This is a genomic window from Microbacterium sp. CCNWLW41, from assembly GCF_037083505.1.
Map to the genome: position 1 here is coordinate 121497 of NZ_JBAOJP010000002.1, position 19675 is coordinate 141171.

General features: G+C 72.4%; 19 protein-coding genes. 7 read left to right on the forward strand and 12 right to left on the reverse strand.

Features of this window, described 5'->3' with window-relative positions:
• Positions 1 to 80 precede the first annotated feature (80 nt).
• The 3 genes from V6R91_RS08325 to V6R91_RS08335 are packed head-to-tail and all read left to right on the forward strand — an operon-like array spanning position 81 to position 2901.
• Positions 81 to 1337: an aminotransferase class III-fold pyridoxal phosphate-dependent enzyme gene (locus V6R91_RS08325; RefSeq protein WP_271059389.1), complete on the forward strand. Its 1257-nt coding sequence runs from the start codon at positions 81 to 83 to the stop codon at positions 1335 to 1337.
• Complete coding sequence (locus tag V6R91_RS08330) at positions 1334 to 2104, forward strand: amidohydrolase family protein (RefSeq protein ID WP_336395139.1); 771 nt, start codon at positions 1334 to 1336, stop codon at positions 2102 to 2104. Before V6R91_RS08325 ends, V6R91_RS08330 begins: the two co-directional genes overlap by 4 nt.
• A complete protein-coding gene (locus V6R91_RS08335) occupies positions 2101 to 2901 on the forward strand; it encodes an amidohydrolase family protein (RefSeq protein WP_336395140.1) in 801 nt (266 codons plus the stop codon). The genes V6R91_RS08330 and V6R91_RS08335 overlap by 4 nt, the downstream gene beginning before the upstream one ends.
• 105 nt (positions 2902 to 3006) lie before the next feature.
• Here V6R91_RS08335 and V6R91_RS08340 read toward each other — a convergent pair whose 3' ends face one another.
• From V6R91_RS08340 to V6R91_RS08365, 6 genes are all read right to left on the reverse strand, one after another.
• Positions 3007 to 3627 carry a DUF305 domain-containing protein gene (locus V6R91_RS08340; RefSeq protein WP_336395141.1) on the reverse strand — a complete coding sequence of 207 codons (621 nt, stop codon included), beginning with the start codon at positions 3625 to 3627 and terminating at the stop codon, positions 3007 to 3009.
• A 102-nt stretch (positions 3628 to 3729) separates the two neighbouring features.
• Complete coding sequence (locus tag V6R91_RS08345) at positions 3730 to 4164, reverse strand: hypothetical protein (RefSeq protein ID WP_271059385.1); 435 nt, start codon at positions 4162 to 4164, stop codon at positions 3730 to 3732.
• 243 nt (positions 4165 to 4407) lie between these two features.
• A complete protein-coding gene (locus tag V6R91_RS08350; protein WP_336395142.1) occupies positions 4408 to 4791 on the reverse strand; it encodes a RidA family protein in 384 nt (127 codons plus the stop codon).
• Positions 4792 to 4844: 53 nt separating this feature from the next.
• Positions 4845 to 5576, reverse strand: coding sequence for an IclR family transcriptional regulator (locus tag V6R91_RS08355; RefSeq protein WP_336395143.1), 732 nt, complete (start codon positions 5574 to 5576; stop codon positions 4845 to 4847).
• A gap of 2 nt (positions 5577 to 5578) precedes the next feature.
• Complete coding sequence (locus V6R91_RS08360; protein WP_271059383.1) at positions 5579 to 7171, reverse strand: N-acyl-D-amino-acid deacylase family protein; 1593 nt, start codon at positions 7169 to 7171, stop codon at positions 5579 to 5581.
• An 8-nt stretch (positions 7172 to 7179) separates the two neighbouring features.
• The gene (locus V6R91_RS08365; protein ID WP_336395144.1) at positions 7180 to 8439 is read right to left on the reverse strand and encodes an alanine racemase; all 1260 of its coding nucleotides are present in this window, start codon (positions 8437 to 8439) and stop codon (positions 7180 to 7182) included.
• Between the two features lie 155 nt (positions 8440 to 8594).
• On the opposite strand from V6R91_RS08365, the gene V6R91_RS08370 reads away from it, so the two are divergent.
• Positions 8595 to 9197 (forward strand): bifunctional 4-hydroxy-2-oxoglutarate aldolase/2-dehydro-3-deoxy-phosphogluconate aldolase, encoded by a 603-nt coding sequence (locus tag V6R91_RS08370; RefSeq protein WP_336395145.1) that lies wholly within the window; start codon positions 8595 to 8597, stop codon positions 9195 to 9197.
• Positions 9198 to 9456: 259 nt separating this feature from the next.
• Here V6R91_RS08370 and V6R91_RS08375 read toward each other — a convergent pair whose 3' ends face one another.
• Positions 9457 to 10800, reverse strand: coding sequence for an MFS transporter (locus tag V6R91_RS08375; protein WP_336395146.1), 1344 nt, complete (start codon positions 10798 to 10800; stop codon positions 9457 to 9459).
• 177 nt (positions 10801 to 10977) lie between these two features.
• Between V6R91_RS08375 and V6R91_RS08380 the strand changes: the two genes are divergently transcribed.
• Positions 10978 to 11697 (forward strand): helix-turn-helix transcriptional regulator, encoded by a 720-nt coding sequence (locus V6R91_RS08380; protein ID WP_336395147.1) that lies wholly within the window; start codon positions 10978 to 10980, stop codon positions 11695 to 11697.
• 269 nt (positions 11698 to 11966) lie between these two features.
• Here the strand turns inward: V6R91_RS08380 and V6R91_RS08385 are convergent, their stop codons facing one another.
• Positions 11967 to 13445, reverse strand: coding sequence for a lipase maturation factor family protein (locus tag V6R91_RS08385; protein ID WP_336395148.1), 1479 nt, complete (start codon positions 13443 to 13445; stop codon positions 11967 to 11969).
• Positions 13446 to 13527: 82 nt separating this feature from the next.
• Between V6R91_RS08385 and V6R91_RS08390 the strand changes: the two genes are divergently transcribed.
• A complete protein-coding gene (locus V6R91_RS08390; protein ID WP_336395149.1) occupies positions 13528 to 13998 on the forward strand; it encodes a VOC family protein in 471 nt (156 codons plus the stop codon).
• A 121-nt stretch (positions 13999 to 14119) separates the two neighbouring features.
• Positions 14120 to 15553 (forward strand): HNH endonuclease signature motif containing protein, encoded by a 1434-nt coding sequence (locus V6R91_RS08395; protein WP_336395150.1) that lies wholly within the window; start codon positions 14120 to 14122, stop codon positions 15551 to 15553.
• A 71-nt stretch (positions 15554 to 15624) separates the two neighbouring features.
• Here V6R91_RS08395 and V6R91_RS08400 read toward each other — a convergent pair whose 3' ends face one another.
• Genes V6R91_RS08400 through V6R91_RS08415 form a run of 4 tightly spaced genes read right to left on the reverse strand, consistent with a single transcriptional unit; the run spans position 15625 to position 19553 of the window.
• Entirely contained in the window at positions 15625 to 16488 is an 864-nt protein-coding gene (locus V6R91_RS08400; protein WP_336395151.1) for an IclR family transcriptional regulator, read from the reverse strand.
• 4 nt (positions 16489 to 16492) lie between these two features.
• Positions 16493 to 17530 carry a CobW family GTP-binding protein gene (locus V6R91_RS08405; RefSeq protein WP_336395152.1) on the reverse strand — a complete coding sequence of 346 codons (1038 nt, stop codon included), beginning with the start codon at positions 17528 to 17530 and terminating at the stop codon, positions 16493 to 16495.
• Entirely contained in the window at positions 17527 to 18930 is a 1404-nt protein-coding gene (locus V6R91_RS08410) for a UbiD family decarboxylase (RefSeq protein WP_336395153.1), read from the reverse strand. Before V6R91_RS08410 ends, V6R91_RS08405 begins: the two co-directional genes overlap by 4 nt.
• Positions 18927 to 19553 (reverse strand): UbiX family flavin prenyltransferase, encoded by a 627-nt coding sequence (locus V6R91_RS08415; RefSeq protein ID WP_336395154.1) that lies wholly within the window; start codon positions 19551 to 19553, stop codon positions 18927 to 18929. Before V6R91_RS08415 ends, V6R91_RS08410 begins: the two co-directional genes overlap by 4 nt.
• Between the last annotated feature and the right edge of the window lie 122 nt (positions 19554 to 19675).

Genomic DNA, 19675 nt, shown 5'->3' on the forward strand with positions numbered 1-19675 from the left:
GTCCGAATCGGGGCGATCCACCCCCGATCCGGGCCCCGATCCACCGGAACCCGCCCCAAACCCGAGATCAGGAGCACACGATGACGGACCCCGCCGGCAGCGTCGCCGGACACCGCCCCGGCTGGCGCGAGCGCGCGCTCGCGGTGATGCCCGTGGGATCGAGCACGAACTCCAAGGCGCCGCAGCTGCTCCCCGAGGAACCCGAGGTGATCGTGCGCGGCGAGGGCTGCCGGGTCTGGGACGACCGCGGGCGGGTGTTCATCGACTACCGGTGCGCCCTAGGTCCGGTGATCCTCGGCTACGCGGATCCGCGCGTGGACGACGCGATCCGGGCGCAGCTCGCCGACGGCATCCTCTTCGGCCATCCGCATCCGCTGGAGACGACGACGGCCGAGCTCCTGTGCTCGCTCGTCCCCGGCGCGGAGGCGGCGCGGTTCCTCAAGAGCGGCGGCGAGGCGTTGGCCGCCGTGATCCGGATCGCCCGCGCCGCGACCGGCCGCGACCGGGTCGTGCAGATCGGCTACAACGGCTGGCTGAACTCCCTCGCCCCGGGCGCGCGGATCCTCCCCGGCGCCTCGTCCGCCGCGGTCCCCGGCGTCCCGGCCGCGCTGGCCGCCCTGCACCACGCGGTCGAGTGGGAGGACCGCGACGCCCTCACCTCCTTGTTCGCGGAGCACGGGGACGAGATCGCGCTCGTCCTCGTCGCCGCCGACTATCCCGGGCTCCCGGACGCCGCCCGCTTCGCCGCGTTCCTCCGCGGGCTCGCGGACCGGCACGGGGCCCTCCTCGGCTACGACGAGATGGTGACCGGGTTCCGGGTCGCGCTCGGCGGCATGGCGGCGTACACCGGGGTCGTCCCTGACCTCGCCGTGTTCGGCAAGGCGGTGGCGAACGGCATGCCGCTGTCCGTCTACACCGGCCGCCGCGACGTGCTCTCCGTCCTCGACCGCGGCGAGGTGGTCGTCACGTCCACGTACGGCGGCGAGACCCTGTCGCTCGCCGCGGCCACCGCCACCATGACCGCCCTGCGCGACGACGACGTGCTCTCCCGCATCCACCGCCGCGGCGCGCGCCTGCGGGACGGGATCGAGGCGATCCTCACGGGCGCCGGGCTCGACGCCCACCTGCGCGGACACCCCGCCTGTCCGCAGTTCGTCGGGGACGACGAGCATCTCCGCGCGTTCCTGCGCGCGGCCTTCGCCCACGGCGTCTCCCTCTACCGCGTGGTGTACGTGAACGACGCCCACTCCGACGCCGACATCGACGAGACCCTCGCCCGCCTCGCCGACGCCGCCACGGACGCCGCCCGCACGCTCCGCATCCGGGACCACGCATGAGCACGCTCGCGGCGGAGCTTCCGGGGATCGACGCGCACACGCACCTCGACGGCGGCCGCTTCGATCCGGCCGTCCTGGAGCTGGGCGAGCGGCTCGGGATCGGACTGTTCCTGTGCAGCAACCTCGGCGCGTTCCAGCCCCACCCCGGGATGGACGAGGTGAGGGAGATGAACAGCGTCCTGGCCGGGGAGCTGCGCCGGCACCCGGAACGCCTGCGCGGCTACTGCTACGTCAACCCGCGCTTCGGGCGGGAGGCGCTCGACGACCTCCGCCGCAACGTCGAGGAGCGGGGGATGATCGGCGTGAAGCTGTGGATCGCGACCCTCGCCGACGACCCGCTGACGGATCCGATCCTCGAGTACGCCGCGGCGCATCGCCTGATCGTGCTCGCCCACGCCTGGCGCAAGACCGTGCAGCGCTTCCCGTACGAGTCGACCGCCGTCCACATCGCCCGGGCGGCGGCCCGCCACCCCGAGGTGCGGTTCGTGATGGCGCACCTGGGCGGTCAGCCCGAGACCGCGGCGGACGTGGTCCGTCCGCACGCCAACGTGGCCGTGGACACGTCCGGCACCATCATCGGCGCGGGGGAGGTGGCGCTGGCCGTCCGCCGGCTCGGCGCGGACCGCGTCGTCTTCGGATCCGACCTGCACCACATCGACCTCGCCGCGAACGTCGGGAAGGTGCTCGGCGCCGGGCTCGACGCCGAGCAGGAGGAGCGGGTGTTCGGCGGGAACCTGCGGCGCTGGCTCGCGGAGGTCAGGTCGTGACCGCCCGGAGCCGCGCGCTCCTCGACTCCTTCGCGGCGCTCGGGGCCGTGGACACGACCTGCCACCTGGGCGCCTGGCCGTCCCGGCTCGCCGCGTCCGCCGATCCGGACGAGCTCCGCGCGTACGCCGCCCGCCACGGGCTGCGCGCGCTGTGGGTCGGCCACCTCGCGTCCCTGTTCGGGTTCGACACCCGCTCCGGCAACGAGGCGCTGATCGACGCCTGCGGGGCCGATCCCCTGTTCGTCCCGTTCGCGGTGCTCGACGCGGGCTCGCCGACGTGGGCCGCCGAGCTGGACGGGGCGGTCACGGCGGGCTTCCGGGGGATCCGCGTGGCCCCCGCGCACCACGGCACCCCGGTCGGCGCCGTGATCCCGGTGCTGCAGGCGGCGGCGGAGCACGGGCTTCCCGTGCAGCTGCTCGTTCGACTCGACGACGCCCGCGTCCGTCATCCCCTCTCCCCGGTCACGGATCCCGAGCTGCACCGCATCGCCGACCTCATCCGGGCGGCTCCCGTCGCGCCGCTCGTGCTGAGCGGCCTGAACCGCGGCGAGGAGCGCGAGCTGCGCCGGCACTTCGGCGACGATCTTCCCGCGCACGTGCACCTGGACCTGTGGCACGTCAACGGACCGACCTTCGTCGCGGACGCCCTGGCGGAGGAACCCGGTCGCTGGGTGTTCGGGAGCGGCTTCCCGATCCAGACCCCGGAGGCGACGATGCTGCAGCTCGCCGCCGCGGCACTGCCCCCGGAGGACCTGCGCCGGATCACGTCCGGCACCGCGACCTCCCTCCTCCCCTGACGCGTTCGGGGTCCGAAACGGGGTGATTCCACCCCATCCCGGACCCCGAACGACCGGATCCCGCCCCGAACGGCGGGAACACCGATCGGAGCGCGGGAACGCCGATCAGAGCGCGGTCAGCAGATCACGCATCTCCTGGATCTCGGCGGTCTGGGCGTCGACGATCGCCTGCGCGAGCGCGAGCGCCTCGGGACTCTCGCCCTTCGCGAGCTGGTCCTCGGCCATCGCGACCGCGCCTTCGTGATGCACGATCATCTGCTCCAGGAACAGCCGGCTCGCCTCGGGACCCGCGGCGGCCTCGAGCGCGGCCAGGTCGTCCTCGCTCATCATGCCGTCGCCGTGGTCCATCGGGCCGGAGGGCTCCGCCACGCCCCAGTCGGCGAGCCAGCCGCGCAGCTGCTCGATCTCCGGGGCCTGAGCGGCCTTGATCCGTGTCGCGAGGTCGACGACGCGCGGATCGGCGCCGTCTTTGCCGAGCACCAGGTCGCTCATCTCGATGGCCTGCTCGTGGTGGCCGATCATCATGCCGGCGAACATCGCGTCGGCGTCGTTCGCCTCCGTCTCGGACGCCCCGGGGCTCGCCGTGGTCGGCGCCTCGGACATGCCGGGCATGCCCTCGTGGGATCCCGCCTCGGGATCCGCTGCCGTGCAGCCGACGAGGACGCCGACGGCGGCGAGCGAGAGGGCGCCGAGCGCCATGGTGCGGGGAAGCGTGCGAATGGTCATGGTCTCTCCTTGGGTCGTGGATGACGCGTCCGACGGACGTCGGGCGCAAGCGTGCGGCGCGCTCACCGGCGATGCCGGGGAACGGAGCGCGACGCGCGCGGGTCATCTGCGATCGATGCAGAGGAGGAGGAGATCGGGCGGGGCGGCCGGGGGCGCGCCGGCCCGGGGTGGGTCGTCGCCGATCGCACGCGGCGCCGCGACGACCGCGGCCTCCGTCGGCGGGGCGGGCGAGGTCGGATGCGGCGCGGGTCCGAGCACGCAGGACTCCGGGGCGCCGTGCTCGGCGGCGTCGGCCGCGGCGGGCCCGGCGGTCGCGGGAGATCCGGCGGGACCGGCGGGATCGGCGGATGCGGCGGGTACGGCCGGGGCGGCGGATGTGTGGTCGGGAGCGGGCGCATGGGCGGTCGGCGCGGAGGCCGCGGAGGCGGGTCCGTGCGACCCCACGCCGTGGAGGCCGAGGACGTGCATCCCGAACAGCCCGCAGAGCAGGGAGAGGGCGAGGACGATCGCCCCTGGCGTCCCGATCCGCGTGCGCATACGTACCCTTCCCCGGTACAGGATACCCGCCCCGGTCGTTGAGCGAGGAGAGCAGCACCGAGACGAAACGGATCCACCCCCGGGTCACCACGTTTCGACTCGCTGCGCTCGCTCAACGACCGGGAACGGGCACCCGCCCGGGTCACCACGTTTCGACTCGCTGCGCTCGCTCAACGACCGGGAACGGGCACCCCCACCGGTCGTTGAGCGAGGAGCGCAGCGACGAGACGAAACGCGCGGAGCCTACGCCTGGGGGAAGGCGGCGACGACGTCGATCTCGACGAGGATGTTCGCCAGCTGCGAGCCCACCGTGGTACGCACGGGGTACGGCGCGGTGAAGAACTCCTCGTAGGCGGTGTTGAACTCGGCGAAGTCGGCGAGGTCCGCCAGGTGCACGGTCGACTTCACGACGTCATCCATGGTCAGGCCGTGCACGGCCAGCACGGTCTGGATGTTGCGGAGCACCTGCCGGGTCTGGTCGGCGACGTTGTCCGCGATCGCGTGGTCGTTGGCCGGGTCCTGCGGGCCGAAGCCGGCGGTGTGCAGGAAGCCGTTCGCGACCACGCCGTGGCTGTACGGGCCGGCGGGGGTCGGGGCGCCCTCCGCGTAGTATCCGGTCTGAGGCATCTCTCTTTTCCTTCCTATCGGTTGGGGTCATCGGAGGGGCGGTTCCCCTCGGGTCATCCGAGCGCGCGGGCGATCTCCGCCGCGGTCTCCCGCAGCATCGGCACCCGCGTCTCCAGCCGGGACAGCGGCTCGGTCGCGCGCAGGGCGGTGACCGACACCGCCCCGACCACGCCGGCGGGCACGACGATGGGCACGGCGACGCACCCCACGAAGTCCTCGAACTCGGCGTCGTCCACGGCCCAGCCGCGGCGGGCGGCATGGGCGAGGTCCTCGTCCAGCGCGGCGCGGGTGGTGAGCGTGTTCGCCGTGTGGCGCCGCCACTCGACGCGCGCCAGCACCGCGTCGCGACGGTCGTCGGGGAGGGCGGCGAGCACGGCCTTGCCGAGCCCGCTGCAGTACGGCAGCACCGCCGCGCCCACGCGCGAGTACATCCGCACGCCCGCGGCGTCCTCGACCTTGTCGACGTACACGATCTCGTCGCCGATCAACGCGCCCACGTGCACGGTGTTGCCCACGGCCCGGTGCAGGCGCCGGACGTGCGGATACGCGGCCGCGCGCAGGTCGAGCTGCTCGAGCGCGGCGTTGCCGAGCACGGCGAGGCGCAACCCCAGTGCGTACCGGCCGTCGCCCTGCTTCCGCACGAAGCCGACCTCCTCGAGGCTCTGCAGCTCGCGGAACATGGTCGAGCGGTGCACGTCGAACCGCTCCGCCAGGTCGGCGACCGTCTGCGGATCCGCGGCGAGTGACGAGAGGATCAGGGCGGCGCGCGTCACGCTCTGGGACACGATCAGCCCTCCCCCGCGGTGCGGCGCAGGCCCCGGCCCGGTTGCGCGCCGGTCGGCGTGCCGCCGGCGAGCACGGGAACGCCGGCGACGAACACGTCGTCGATGCCGACGGCCACCGACGTCGGTTCCTCGTAGGTGGCGGTGTCGGCGACAGCCTCCGGATCCACGAGCACGAGATCCGCCAGGGCCCCGGGCGTGACGGCTCCGCGCCGCCCCAGACCGAAGCGGCGGACCGGAAGGGCGGAGAGGTGGTGCGCGGCGTCGGCCCAGCTCCACGTGCCGAGCTCGCGGACGTACTCCCGGAGGAAGCGCGCGAACGTGCCCGCCGCGCGCGGATGCGGGTGCGCGCCGATGAAGATGCCGTCCGAGCCGCCGATGTGGCCGGGATGCGCGAAGATGCGCGCGAGCTCGGTGCGCGGCCGCGGATGCCGGACCGCCATGACCGCGCTGCACTCCATCCGGGAGGCGGCGAGCACGTCGAGCGCGAGATCCAGCGGATCCGTGCCCGCCTGCCGCGCCGCCGCGCGCAGGGTGAGCCCGAGCGCCCACCGCCACTCCGGGGCGGCGATGTGCGCGAGGGTGATCATGTCCGGCCAGTCCGGGCCGAGGCTCGGGCTGGAGGCGGCGCGGGCGGCGCCGATCGCCCGCAGCTGCGCGCGCCGGACCGGATCCCGCAGCACCGCGACGGCCTCGCCCGCGGGGAGCGCCGCGACCTCGGGCGGCAGCAGGGGCATGCCGAGCAGGGTGCATCCGCGCACGTAGGGATAAGCGTCGAAGGTCGCGTCCACGCCGGAGGCGGCGAGCGCGCCGAGCTGCGACAGCACGATGTCCGCGTCGGCGTGGAAGTGGGACACGTGCACGGGCAGGGGCGCGCCGGCCTCAGCCCGGGTCCGGTCGGCGATCTCCGCCACCTCCGCGAGCCCCGCCGCCGTGCCCGCCTCGTAGCCGCCCCGCATGTGGGTCACATAGACCCCGCCCGCGCGGGCGACGGGAGCGCACAGCGCGGCGATCTCCTCCGCGTCCTGGAAGATCCCGGGGACGTAGTCGAGTCCGGTGGACAGGCCCAGCGCCCCTTCGGCCATGCCCTGGGCCACCGCGGCGGCCATCCGGCGCACGGCCTCGGGGTCCGCGGGCCCTGCCGCACGGCCGCAGGCCTCGAAGCGGACGGTGCCCGCCGGGATCAGGTAGCCGACGTTCACCGGCGACGACCCGTCCGCCTGCTCCAGGAACGCCCCGATCCCGCCGCCGCGGTACGAGGGATGCGCTCCGTTGATCGCGGCGAAGTAGGCCGTCGCGTAGGCGCCGTCGCCGGGCGCGTACGAGACGCCGTCCTGCCCGGCGATCACCGTCGTCACCCCCTGCCGCAGCAGCGCCGTGGTCACGTCCGGATCCTGCAGCCGTCCGTCGGCGTGCGAGTGCGCGTCCACGAAGCCCGGCAGCACGATCCGCCCCGAGGCGTCCAGGACCGCGTCGCCCTCCTCCGCGGGGACCTCGCCGACGGCCGCGATCTCCTCGCCGACCACGGCCACGTCGGCCCGCGTCACGCCCTCGGGCCCGACCACCGAGCCGCCGCGCAGCACCGTCCGTCTCGACATGGCCGTCCTCAGAAGTAGGTGCGGACGAGCCCGACGACGACGTCGGATCCGGCGGACTCGACGACGGGGACCAGCCGCCACTTGTCGAACGTCGTGCACGGGTGCGAGAGCCCGAAGCGGACGACCGATCCGATCGGCAGGGCGGCGCCGCGCACGTACGAGTGCTGGTCGTTCATCGCCGAGACCGTGGCCTCGACCGGGCTCCAGGGCCCGGCCAGCTCGGCGGCCGTGGCACGGGGGATCGGCAGGCCCTCGTCGTAGGGGAGGTCGCGCTTGCCGGCGTCCACGAGCACGAGGTCCGCCTCCGGCGCGGACACCACACGCGCGATCCCGTGCATGGCGTTGCGGAAGCGCGGGCCGGCGTCGGCCGGGTCCGCGGCACCCTCGTCGAACGGGGAGATGCCGCGGTAGAAGCCGTCGTCGTGCACGATGTACGCCCCCGAGCGCAGCACGAAACGCGTCCGTCCGTCCCGCTCGGCGCCCGCCCACACGTCGGCGACGAGGTCGAAGTACGCGCTGCCGCCCGCCGTGAGATAGAGCTCCCCGTCGTCGTAGAGCGGGGCGAGCGCCCGGTGCAGGTCGAGCTGCGCCTCGAGGTACCCGCGCACCGCCGCGAGCCCGGCTGCGGAGCGGTCGTGCGCGAGGCTGCCCTCGTAGCCGGCGACGCCGGCGAGGCGGAGCACGTCGGAAGCGACGATCCGCTCGGCGATCCGCCGCGCCTCCTCGATCGAGCGCGCTCCCGTGCGCCCGCCGACGGCGCCGAGCTCGACGCAGACGTCGACGGGACGCGGCGTGCCGGCCTCGCGCAGCGGCGCCTCCATGGCCTCGACGGTGGCGACCGAGTCCGCCCAGCAGACGAAGCGGAACCCGGGATCGGCGAGCTCGCCGGCGAGCCAGGCCAGCGATCGCGGGTCCACCGCGGCGTTGGCGAGCATGATCGAATCCAGCCCGAGGCTGCGTCCGGTGCGGACCTGCCCCATGGTCGCGAGCGTGATCCCGAGCGCTCCCGCGTCGGTCTGGCGGGCCCACAGCTCGGGGGCCATGGTCGTCTTGCCGTGCGGCATCAGATCCAGACGACGCTCGGCGCACCAGGCGGCCATCGTCTCGACGTTCGCGCGCATGGCGTCGTCGTCCAGGACGACCAGCGGCGTCCAGAACTCCTCCAGGCGGGGCCCGGTCGCGAGGAACTCCTCGACCGTCATGCCGATGGCCCGCGCCGGCAGCCCCTTGTCCTGTGCGGTCAGCCGCGCGTCATCCATCTCCGTCATCCTTCCGCCTTCCTCCTCGGTTGTGCATATGCCGCAACGGTCATTGCACCATACGCATCACGGGTCGCATCATGGGACCGGCGCCGGCGCGCCGTGTCCTGCCCGGACGGCACCGGCCGGGCGCCGCAGAGAAGCCTCCGGAAGGACCAGAGACCATGACCGACAACACCGCCTTCGACGACCTCTTCGGCAGCGTCCCGCTGATGGCGATCCTGCGCGGCATGGGCGTGGAGCGCACGCTCGCGACCGCCACGCGCGCGTGGGACCTCGGGATCACCGCCGTCGAGGTGCCGGTGCAGAGCCCCAGCGACGTCGAGGCGCTGCGCGTGCTGGCCGCGGCCGCCCGCGAGCGGGGGCTCACGGTGGGAGCGGGCACGGTCGTGTCGGACGAGCACGTGCGCCAGGCCAAGGAGGCCGGCGCCGCGTTCACCGTCAGCCCGGGCCTGGACCTCGACGTCGTGCGCGCCTCCCACGACGCCGGGATGCCGTCGCTCCCCGGCGTGTCGACCGCCACGGAGGTGCAGCGGGCCCTGGGTGCGGGGCTCACCTGGCTCAAGGCCTTCCCCGCGTCGCTGCTCGGGGCCGACTGGTTCCCCGCGATGCGCGGGCCGTTCCCGCAGGCGCGGTTCGTCGCCACCGGCGGCATGGACGCGGGGAACGCCCGGGCCTTCCTGGACGCCGGGGTGCGGGTCGTGGCCGTCGGCTCCGCGCTGGATGACGAGAGCCAGCTCCCCGCGCTCGCACGCCTGCTGGGCTGAGCCCCGGTCCGCCCCCCCGGGCCGCCCTCCCGGCCGCCCTCCGGGGCCCGATCCGAACGCGGATCGGGCCCCGATCCGTCCCGCCGCCGCCCGATCCGCACACCCTGTCCCGATCTGCACAGCCTGTCCCGATCTGCACAGTCGTCGAGCCCATCGATGTGCGGAACGGGACGACGTGTGCAGATCGGGACGGCGCCACAGATCGGGACGACGCCACGGACGGGCGCGCCACGGACGGAGCGGAGGGGGACACGGGTGCTCAGGAGGGGCGGGCCGAGGCGATCTCGTGCAGGCGCCCCGCGCCTTCCACGTCCGGACGGATGGAGGCGACGAGCGTCGCGATGACGCCGACGACGGCGATCACCGCGGCGTACGCCACCACGGGCCAGAACGCCCCTCCCGCCGCCGCGACCAGGGCGGTGCAGATGAGCGGGGCGAGCCCGCCGCCGAGCGTGTTCGACATCTGGTAGCCGATGTTCACCCCGGTCGTGCGCGCCTCCGGATCGAACATCTCGACCAGCATCGTCGACAGCGTGGCCTGCATGGCGACGCCGAAGACGACGAACCCGAGGATCTGTCCGAGCCAGATGAGCCACATGTTCCCCGTGCTGAACAGCATGAACGCGGGGTAGACCATCGCCGCGAAGCCGAGGCAGCCGATGATGTAGACCGTGCGCCGGCCGATCCGGTCCGAGATCGCGCCCCACAGCGGCGCGACCACGATCTGCAGCAGGCCGACCATCATCGTCCCGGCGAAGCCCATCCATGCGGGGAGGTGCTTGTTGGAGACCATGAACGCCAGGCCGTAGGTCAGCACGACGTATCCGGCGATGGACTGCGGCAGGCCGATGAGGATCCCCATGATGGCGTTCTTCGGGTGGCGGAAGACCTCGACGAGGGGGTTCGGCTTCTTGCCGGACGTCTCGATGTGGAGCGTCTGGGTCTGCACGAACTCGTCGGACTCCTCCAGGTGCCGCCGCAGGATGACAGCGACGATCGCGAGCACGATCGACAGCACGAACGGGATCCGCCAGCCCCACTCCAGGAACCACGAGCCGGGGACGAGGCCGAGCGCGGCCATGAGTCCGCCGGAGAAGACGTTCGCGATCCCGGCGCCGCTGATGAGGAAGGCGCCGTAGAGCCCGTGCTTGCCGGTGGGCGCGTTCTCGACGACCATCGTGGCCGCCCCGCCCATCTCGCCGCCGACGAAGAAGCCCTGCAGCAGGCGGAAGAACAGCAGCAGGAGGGGAGCTGCGACGCCGATCGCCTGATCCGAGGGGATCAGTCCGATGCCGGCGGTCGCCACCCCCATGCCGATGACCGTGCTCAGCAGCACGACCTTGCGTCCGACGCGGTCACCGATGATGCCCCAGACGATCCCGCCGACAGGCCGCAGGAAGAAGCCCACGGCGAACGTCGCGAACGAGGAGAGCTGGGCGATCACCGGGTCGTTCGCGGAGAAGAAGACCGCCGGGAACACCGCTGCGGAGGCGAGGCCGTAGAGGTAGTAGTCGTAGTACTCGATGAGGGTGCCGATGGCGCCACCGGCGACGTTTCGGCGCTGCACGCGGGACAGACCGCGCGTCGGGGCGAGGGTGGTCATGGCGAGCCTCCTTGCTCTGCGTGATCCGCCCGGCGGGCGGGAGGAGAGGATCCGGGCCCGATCCGGTCGGATCGGGGGGTGCGCATTCGGGATGGGCGGGGATAAGCTAACAGTCGGATAGACATTCTGTCCAGCACCCAGATTTTTTGTTCAAGCGATGCGGGTTCGGGAGCGACGATGACGACGACACGCACAGCGCCGGAGGAGACCGTGGCCGCCTTCGCCGGCGAACGACGCACGTACGAGAGCGCCGAGCAGGTCCTCGAGGTGTACCGGCCGGTGATGCGCGCCCTGGCCGCAGCGGCCGGCCCCTCCGTCGAGATCGTGCTGCACAACCTCGACGGCGCCGACGTCGACCTCGGGCACACCATCGTGGCGATCGAGAACGGCCACGTCACGGGGCGCGCGGTGGGCGGCCCGTCGACCTCGCTCGGCCTCGACGTGATGAAGGACCGGAAGAAGGACCACGACGCCTACGGGTACACCGGCTTCACGTCGGACGGACGAGAGCTGCGCTGCTCCTCGGTGTACTTCCGCAACGATGCCGGCGACATCATCGCCTCGCTGTGCGTCAACGTGGACCTGAGCCCGCTGAAGAACGCCCGCCAGCTGCTGGACGCGCTGCTGCCTGCCGTCCCGGCCGACGAGAACGCGCCGCGCGAGCACTTCGGCACGGACCTCGTGTCGGTGATGGACTCGATGATCACGGACGCCATCGCCGAGGTCGGCCACCCCGTGACGCAGATGTCGCGCGAGGACAAGATCGCCGTCCTGGAGCGGCTGGACCGGCGCGGCGCCACGCAGATGCGCAAGTCGGTCGAGGCGATCGCGAAGCGCCTCGGGATCTCGCGCGTGACCGCGTACGCCTACCTGGAGGAGGCCCGCTCCCGCGCCTGACCCCGGTCGCCCCACCCGGTCGTCGAGCGAGGAGCGACGCACCGAGACGAAACGCGCACACCCCCGGGTCACCACGTTTCGACTCGCTGCGCTCGCTCAACGACCGAGAAGCACCGGTCGTTGAGCGAGGAGCGCAGCGACGAGACGAAACGCGCACACCCCCGGGTCACGACGTTTCGACTCGCTGCGCTCGCTCAACGACCGAACACCGCCACCACCGGTCGTTGAGCGAGGAGCGCAGCGACGAGACGAAACGCGCCCACCCCGGGTCAGCGGCCGATCGGGCGGACCACGACCCGACGGCGGTCCCGCACCCACACGTCGCCCGTGGCACGGTGCTCGGCCCGCGTCGTGAAGCGGTAGCGGTACGACACCGCCCGCACCCACCGCGGAGGCCGCCCCTCGAACGGATCGCGGGCGAGCAGCCGCAGCGTCGCCGGGTCGGCCTCGAGCAGCCGCCCGAGGAACCGCCCGAACCACTCCTCCAGGGACCACCCCAGCGGCAGGAACCACATCAGCCAGTCCAGCCGCAGGTGGTACGGCGCGAACTGCCGGGGGATCCGCGCCACGTCCCCCGGCTTGCCGCGGAAACCGTACTCCTCCCACCGTGCGGCCTCCGGATCCGGATCCTCGGTCCCCTCGACGACGATCTCGATGCGCACCTTCGTGACCGACCCGAAGGCGCCGTACGCGTTGGCGAGCTGCCAGCGGGTGAACGAGGCGTTCATCTGCTGGTCACGTGAGGCGAGGTTGCGCAGCGCCGGCCACGACAGCACGAGGTACCCGGCTGCGACGATCCCCGTCACGGCGAGCCAGGGCACGGGGATCCCCCCGAACGGTCCGGACCACGCGCGCGCGTCGCCGGAGCCGGGGATCCCGATCGCGGAGCAGGCGAGCACGATCGTCGCGGCGTTCAGCCACGCGAAGTTCCCCGTGAGCACCAGCCAGAGCTGGGTCGCGATGACGATCCCCGCGCCGACCATCCCGACCACGGCGCCGATGCTCGCGAGCGCCGGCGCCGTGTCGCGGAACAGTCCGAGGATCGGCGCGAACAGCAGCCACGGCGCCCCGAGCTGCGCGACGTGGTTCCCGACGACCTCGAGCCGATGGAACCACGCGGGCAGGAGGTGCGCCTGGCGGCTGAGCGGCCCGGGCATCGGCTGGGTCTCGTGGTGGTACATCAGCGCCGTGAGATCGCGCCACTCCCGCCCGCCGCGGATCTTGATCATCCCCGCGCCGAATTCCAGCCGGAACACCAGCCACCAGAACAGCACGATCACGACGGTCGGCGGCGGCTGATCCCCCGACCCGAGGAACGCGGCGAGGAACCCGGCCTCCAGCAGGAGCATCTCCCACCCGAAGCCGTAGAAGGTCTGCCCGATCGACGAGATCGACATGTATCCCAGCCACAGGGCGAGGAAACAGAGCATCGGCGCCCAGGGCGGACCGAGCTGAGGGAGACCGGCGACGACCGCGGAGGAGACGACCATGCCCGCGACGCACAGGGCGACGAGGCGCCGGTCCGTGTACCGGAGGTACCGGAAGAGCGTCGGGCGCAGCAGTCGGGCCCGCTCCTTCCGCTCCCCGATCCACTCCAGTAGCTCGGGGGCCGGCAGCAGGCCCCGTTCGCCCAGGAGCGGGCGGAACTGGTTGAGCGTGGAGAGGAACGCGACGAGGTACAGCGCGGCGATGCCGCGCTGGAGCACCTCGCGCGCAAGGCCGAAGTCGACCGCCGCGAACCCGTCCATGGCGGAAGGCTACGCGCGCCGCGCCGGGGCGGGAACGGGGGTTGCGCTTCCGCCTCCGGAGCCCAGGCCCGAGGATGAGGGCATGACCGCCGACGCGCATCGCCCCCGCCAGCTCCGCCTCATCATCGAGACCGACGACTTCGATCAGGCGCTCCGCTTCTACCGCGACGTCCTCGGCATGCCCGAGCAGCTCGCGTTCGCCACCGAGGGAGACGACCGCGTCGCGATCCTGCACGCCGGGATCGCGACGATCGAGCTCGCGACGCCGACGCACGCGCGGAACGTGGACGAGGTCGAGGGGGCGCCGCATGCCCCCGGCACCCTGCGGATCGCGCTCGAGGTGGCCGACACCGAGCACGCCGTCGCAGTCGCCCGCGAGGCCGGAGCCGACATCCTCGCCCCGCCGGTACGGACACCGTTCCGAAGCCTGAACGCCCGCGTGCAGGGTCCGGCCGGATGGCAGGTGACGTTCTTCCAGGAGCTGGAGTCGATCGAGGAGCGCGCCGCGCGGCCCGGGTTCGCGACCGATGAGGACCGCCCCCGCGGCACCTGACGTCGGCGGCGTGTCACGAGAGGGCTCTGTCTCACTCATGATCGAAGAGGGATTCGAACCTTTTCTCCACAGATCGATTGTCGGACCTGATTTCATCGCAGTTATCTTCTAGGCTGGGGCGATGACGCACCCCTCGGATTCGTATCTCGCTCGCAGCGGCGAGATCGTCGAGCGATGCCGGGAGCTGGATACCCGGATCGCTCGGCTGGAGGCGGAGAAGGCGGAGCTGCTAGGGGAGCGCGTCCGGCTTCTCCTGGAGGAGGTGCCGCCGGGGAGCGCAGGGTTCGAGGCCGCGGAACGATCGATGGTCGCCGAGGTGTCGGCGGGGCTGAACGTGACACGGTTCTCGGCGACGAAGGCGCTGGCCACGGGGTTCGCGCTGAGCGACCGGTTTCCCGCGACGGTGTCGGCGCTTCGGAACGGGGCGATCTCGCGGCGTCATGCGGAGGTGATCGTCGACGGCGCCGCTCCGCTCGGAGCGAGCGCGGCGGACGCACACCATGCGTACGAGGGGCACGTGGTGCCGTACGCGTCCGCGGAGACGCCGGCGCGGACGCAGGCGTACGTGCGGTCGGTGGTCGCCGCCGTGGCGCCCCGCACCGTCGTGGAGAGGCACGCACGGGCCCGTGACGATCGACGAGTGACGGTCCAGGATGTCGAGGACGGCATGAGCTGGCTCTCCATCCTGATGCCCTCCGTGCTCGCGCACGCGGTGCACGAGAGGGTGACGGGGATCAGCCGGGGCATCCGAGCGCTGCGCGCCGCAGACGGCCGAGGCGCGTTCGGGCACGACGAGTCCGGGCACGACGCGTTCGGGCACGACGCGCTGGGAGCCGCCCGGGAGTCCGGGCGCCTTCCGCTGATGGGCGAGGAGGCGTCAGCGGAGGACGAGGTCTTCGCCTTCGAGCAGATCGTCGCCGGTCTCGGAGGACCCCGCGCCGCCGAGCGCTCCCTCGACCGGATCCGTGCCGACGAGCGCACCCTCGACCAGATCCGCGCGGACGTCGTCGCCGACCTCCTCCTCGCCGCCCGCACCGACACCCTCCACGCGACCGGGACCGCGGCGATCAGGCCGACCGTGCAGGTGACGATCGCGGCGACCACCCTCGCCGGAGTCGATGACCGGCCGGCGGAGCTGGACGGTCACGGCCCGGTCCACCCCGACCTGGTCCGAGCGCTCGCCGGCGGGGCGGAGCACTGGGAACGGCTGTTCCTCTCCCCGACGGGGATGATCACCCGCACCGACAGCTACGCCCCGACCGAGCGGATGCGGCGCCACCTCCGGGCGCGCGACCGGCACTGCCGATTCCCCGGCTGCCGGATCCCCGCGCGCGCCAGCCAGATCGACCACAACCACGACCACGCTCGCGGCGGCCCCACGACGATCGACAACCTCGCCCACCTCTGCCCCGCACACCACGCGCTCAAGCACCCCGACCATGCCGACCGCTGGCGATGGACCGCACGACAACGCCACGACGGATCCCTCGTCTGGACCGACCCCACCGGACAGGTCCACACCGACACCGCCCCACCCCGGGTCCAGTTCACCTGAGCCGCCGCACCCCCGGTCGTTGAGCGAGGAGCGCAGCGACGAGACGAAACGCGCCCAGCAGCGGGGTCACCTCAGGGGAGGGCGCTGTCCGCGATCTCCCGGGCGGCCGCGCGCATCAGCGGGACGGCCCGGGCGACGAACGACTCGCCCACGCGGCTGGACGGCCCGGCGACGCAGACGGCGGCCAGGAGATCCGAGTCCGCGCTCACGCCGCCCGCAGGCTCCCCGATGCGTCGCCGGGGCACGGGAACGGCGATGCAGCGCGCGCCCACCTCGGAGCCCCCGCCACGCACCGCGACGCCGTGACGGCGGATCGCGGCGATCTCCAGGAGCAGGCCGAGCTCGCCGCGCGGAGCCGCCGAGGCGCCCCGAGCCTCGTGCTCCCGAACTCCGAGCTCCGGCACCCCGCACCCCCGCGCCTCGTGCCGCAGGGCCTCGCGCTGCAGGATTCGCGCGCACTGCTCACGGTCCAGGTGGGCGAGGATCACCAGTCCGGCGGCGCTTCCGCGCAGGTCGTGCCGGCGTCCGACCTCGGCGTCCATCCTCATGGGGTGCGGAGAGGACACCTGTAGGAGGTGGATCATCCGGTCGCCGTCCAGGACCGCGAGCGAGGCGCTCTCCTCGAGCTCGCTCACGAGGGCCCGCAACACGGATCGCGCCCGCCGGGCGAGGGATCCGTTCGCCGCGTCCCCGAGAACCGCGAGGCGCGCCCCCAGCGCGTATCGGCGATGCGCGACCTGCCGCACGCACCCGGCGTCGACGAGCGCCCGCAGGAGACGGTGTGCCGTGGCGAGCGGCAACCCGCTGACGTCGGCGATCTCACTGATCGCCAGCTCTCCGCCGGCGTCGGCCAGCCGTTCGAGGATCTCGAACGCGCGCTCCGCCGAGCGCATGCCGCGGACCGACGGCATGCGCTCGGCGACGCCGGCGGTCATCGGCTCACCCGACCAGCACCGCGCCCTCCGCTCGACAGGCGCTCAGTCCGGCGTCGAGGGCGGCACGGTCGAGGTTCCGCCCGATGAACACCAGGGTGCTGCGCTCCGGGTGGGGCAGGTCCACGGGGAGCACGTCGTAGAGCTGGTGGATCCCCTGCACCACGTGAGGCAGATCGGCACCGGCGACCCGCAGGATCCCCTTCAGCCGGTAGAGATCGTCCCCGTGCTCCGCGACATGGGCGTCGAGCCAGGCGCGCAGCGCATCGAGCCGGATCTCCCCGTCGACGGTGATCGACTCCGAGGACAGCGTGGGCTCGTGCGTGTGCGCGTCGTCGTGCAGCCAGTCCTGTTCTCCCACGGTGCGGGCGTTGCGGTTGAAGGCGGCGATGCCGAGGATCTTGTCCAGGTCCACGCGTCCGTGCCGCGAGGTGAGGATCCCCGCGGTCTGGTTGATCGTCCGGAGCCGGGCCTCGATCCGCTCGATGTCCTCGGCGGTGACGAGGTCGATCTTGTTGATCACGATCCGGTCCGCGAAGGCGATCTGGTCGCTGGCCTGGTTGCCCACGCCGTCCGTGTGCACCTCGTCCAGGTGCTGCTCGATGTGCTTCGCGTCGACGAGGGTCACGATGGCGTCGAGACGGAAGTGCGCGGCGATGTCGTCGTCGACGAAGAAGGTCTGCGCCACGGGATTGGGATCGGCCATGCCGCTGGTCTCGATGACGATGCGATCGAACTGATCCGCACGATCCCGCAGGGTGTTCAGGATGTCGATGAGGTCGGTGCGCGCGGTGCAGCAAAGGCAGCAGCCGTTGCTCATCTCGATGATCTTCTCGTCCCCGCCGATCACCAGCGCGTTGTCGATGGGCACATCGCCGAACTCGTTCTCGATGACCGCGATCCGCTGGCCGTGCTCGGCCGTGAGCACGTGGTTGACGAGGGTGGTCTTGCCCGATCCCAGGAAGCCGGTGAGCACGGTGACGGGGATCCGCGCGTTCTCCGATCCGCCGCGCGGGACCTTCGGGATGCTCATGTCGATGTTCATGGTGTTCCTTTCTTCACGCTGTCGAGCAGGGCGCTGGCGTCGGCGCGGGCGGCATCGGAGACGTCGATGCGTTCGCCGTGGAAGTCCGGGCCGCGCGTCGCGTCGAGCGCGAGTCGCGAGGTGGTGCCGTCGGCGCCGGACGACGGATCCAGCGGAGAGCCGGGCAGGCCGTCGACGAGGAAGAGGTCGCGGTGGGGCTGGAAATGGGTGGCGAGCGCCCAGAGCACCTCGGAGTCGTCCGTGACATCCACGTCCGCGTCGACCGCCACCACCGTCTTCACGTACGGATCCCACCCGAGCAGTCCGAGCATCACCTGTCTGGCCGCACCGGGACGCTGCGGGCGCAGCGCCACGTAGCAGTGGAAATGGGTACCGGAGGTCGGGTAGTGCAATGCCACCACGTCCGGGAACCGTGCGATGAGCTTGTGCGCCATCTCGGCCTCGCGGGGGATGCGGGCGAGGTTGAGATGCTCGGCGGTGTTGCCGCCGACGACGTCGATGAGCATCGCGTCCCGGCGCCGGAGGATCGCGTCGACGTGCAGGACGTTGTTGGTCGAGCGGTTCGAGGAGTAGCCCGAGAACTCCCCGAACGGCCCTTCGTCCGCGCGCGCGTCGGCGGAGATGGTTCCCTCCAGCACGAGCTCCGCCCACGCGGGGACCTTGATGCCGTGCACCGGGGTGCGCACCACTTCGAGCGGCTCGCCCATCAGCCCGCCCGCGACGTCGCGCTCGTCCTCGTCGTACCCGATCCGGGAGGACGCCGCCAGCATGAAGAGGGGATGGCCTCCGATCACCATGGCCACGGGCATGGCCTCACCGCGGTCGGCGTACCGGCGGAGCATCCGCCACAGATCTCCGCGGGAGTGCAGGCTCGTCGCGAGCTCGGTGCGGGAGTGCACCATCGAGCGGTGGTAGCTCATGTTCCCGACGCCGGTCTCCGGGTCCTCGGCGATGATGATGCCGCTGGTGATGTACGGGGCGCGATCCGAGGCGAAGTGGGTGAGCATCGGCACCGATGCGAGATCCACCTCCGCGCCGGACTCGACGATGTCGAGAACGGGGCCCTCGTCCACGACGACCGGCGGGATCGGTCGACTGGCCCGACGGTGGTACTCCTCGTGGAGCTGCGCGGGACCGACGCCGAGCATGCGCGCGATGCGCGCGCGGGAAGCGAAGACGTTGCTGACCACGGGGACGTCGATGCCGGCGACGTTCCGGCACCGCAGCAACGGGTCGCGACGCTCGGCGGCGAGCTGGTAGATGAGGCCGGTGACCCCCTCGGACGCGGACACCTCGGCGTCGAGGTCGATCACGTCCTCCGGATGGGCCGCACAGTAGGCGTCGAGGAACGCGTGCGCATCCTGCGTCCTCGAGGTCGCGCGGACGGCGGTGACGGTCATACGAGGGCTCCTTGTTCGGCGGAGGAGGGGAGTTGATCGGCGGAGGCGGGGACGCCCGCCCAGCGAGGGAAGAGGTCGTGCGCGATCCCGAACTGATCCAGGACCTTCCCGGTGAGGTGCGCGAGAATGTCCTCGATGCCTCGGGGCCGCTGATAGAAGGCCGGCATGGGCGGAAGGACGACGGCCCCCGCCTCCGTCACGGCCACCATGTTGCGCAGATGCACGAGGCTGAGCGGAGTCTCCCGTGCCACGAGGACGAGGGGGCGGCGTTCCTTGAGGACCACGTCCGCGGCGCGGGTGATCAGGTCGGAGGAGAAGCCGTGGGCGATGCCCGCGAGCGTCTTCATCGAGCACGGCACCACGACCATGCCGAGCGTCGGGAACGATCCGGACGCGATCGTGGCGGCGATGTCGCCGCGTGAGTGCACGACGTCCGCGAGGGCGGCGACCTCAGCTGGACGACGCCCGGTCTCGATCTCGATGGTCCGGTGGGCGGCGGCGGAGATCACCAGGTGGGTCTCCACGGTCCCGAGGTCGCGCAATGACTCCAGGAGGTGGATGCCCAGGTGCGGCGCACTGGCGCCGGTCATGGCGACGATGAGACGTCGGGTCGACGGTGCCACGGCTTCTCCTCTCTCGGCGTTGAGCATGGGACGTGTGATGAATATTGCATGTAATTTCACCCCGGTCAACCCCGAGTATCTCGGCGCTGTGAAGGCGCGACGAAGACAGGCGGCGCCACAGG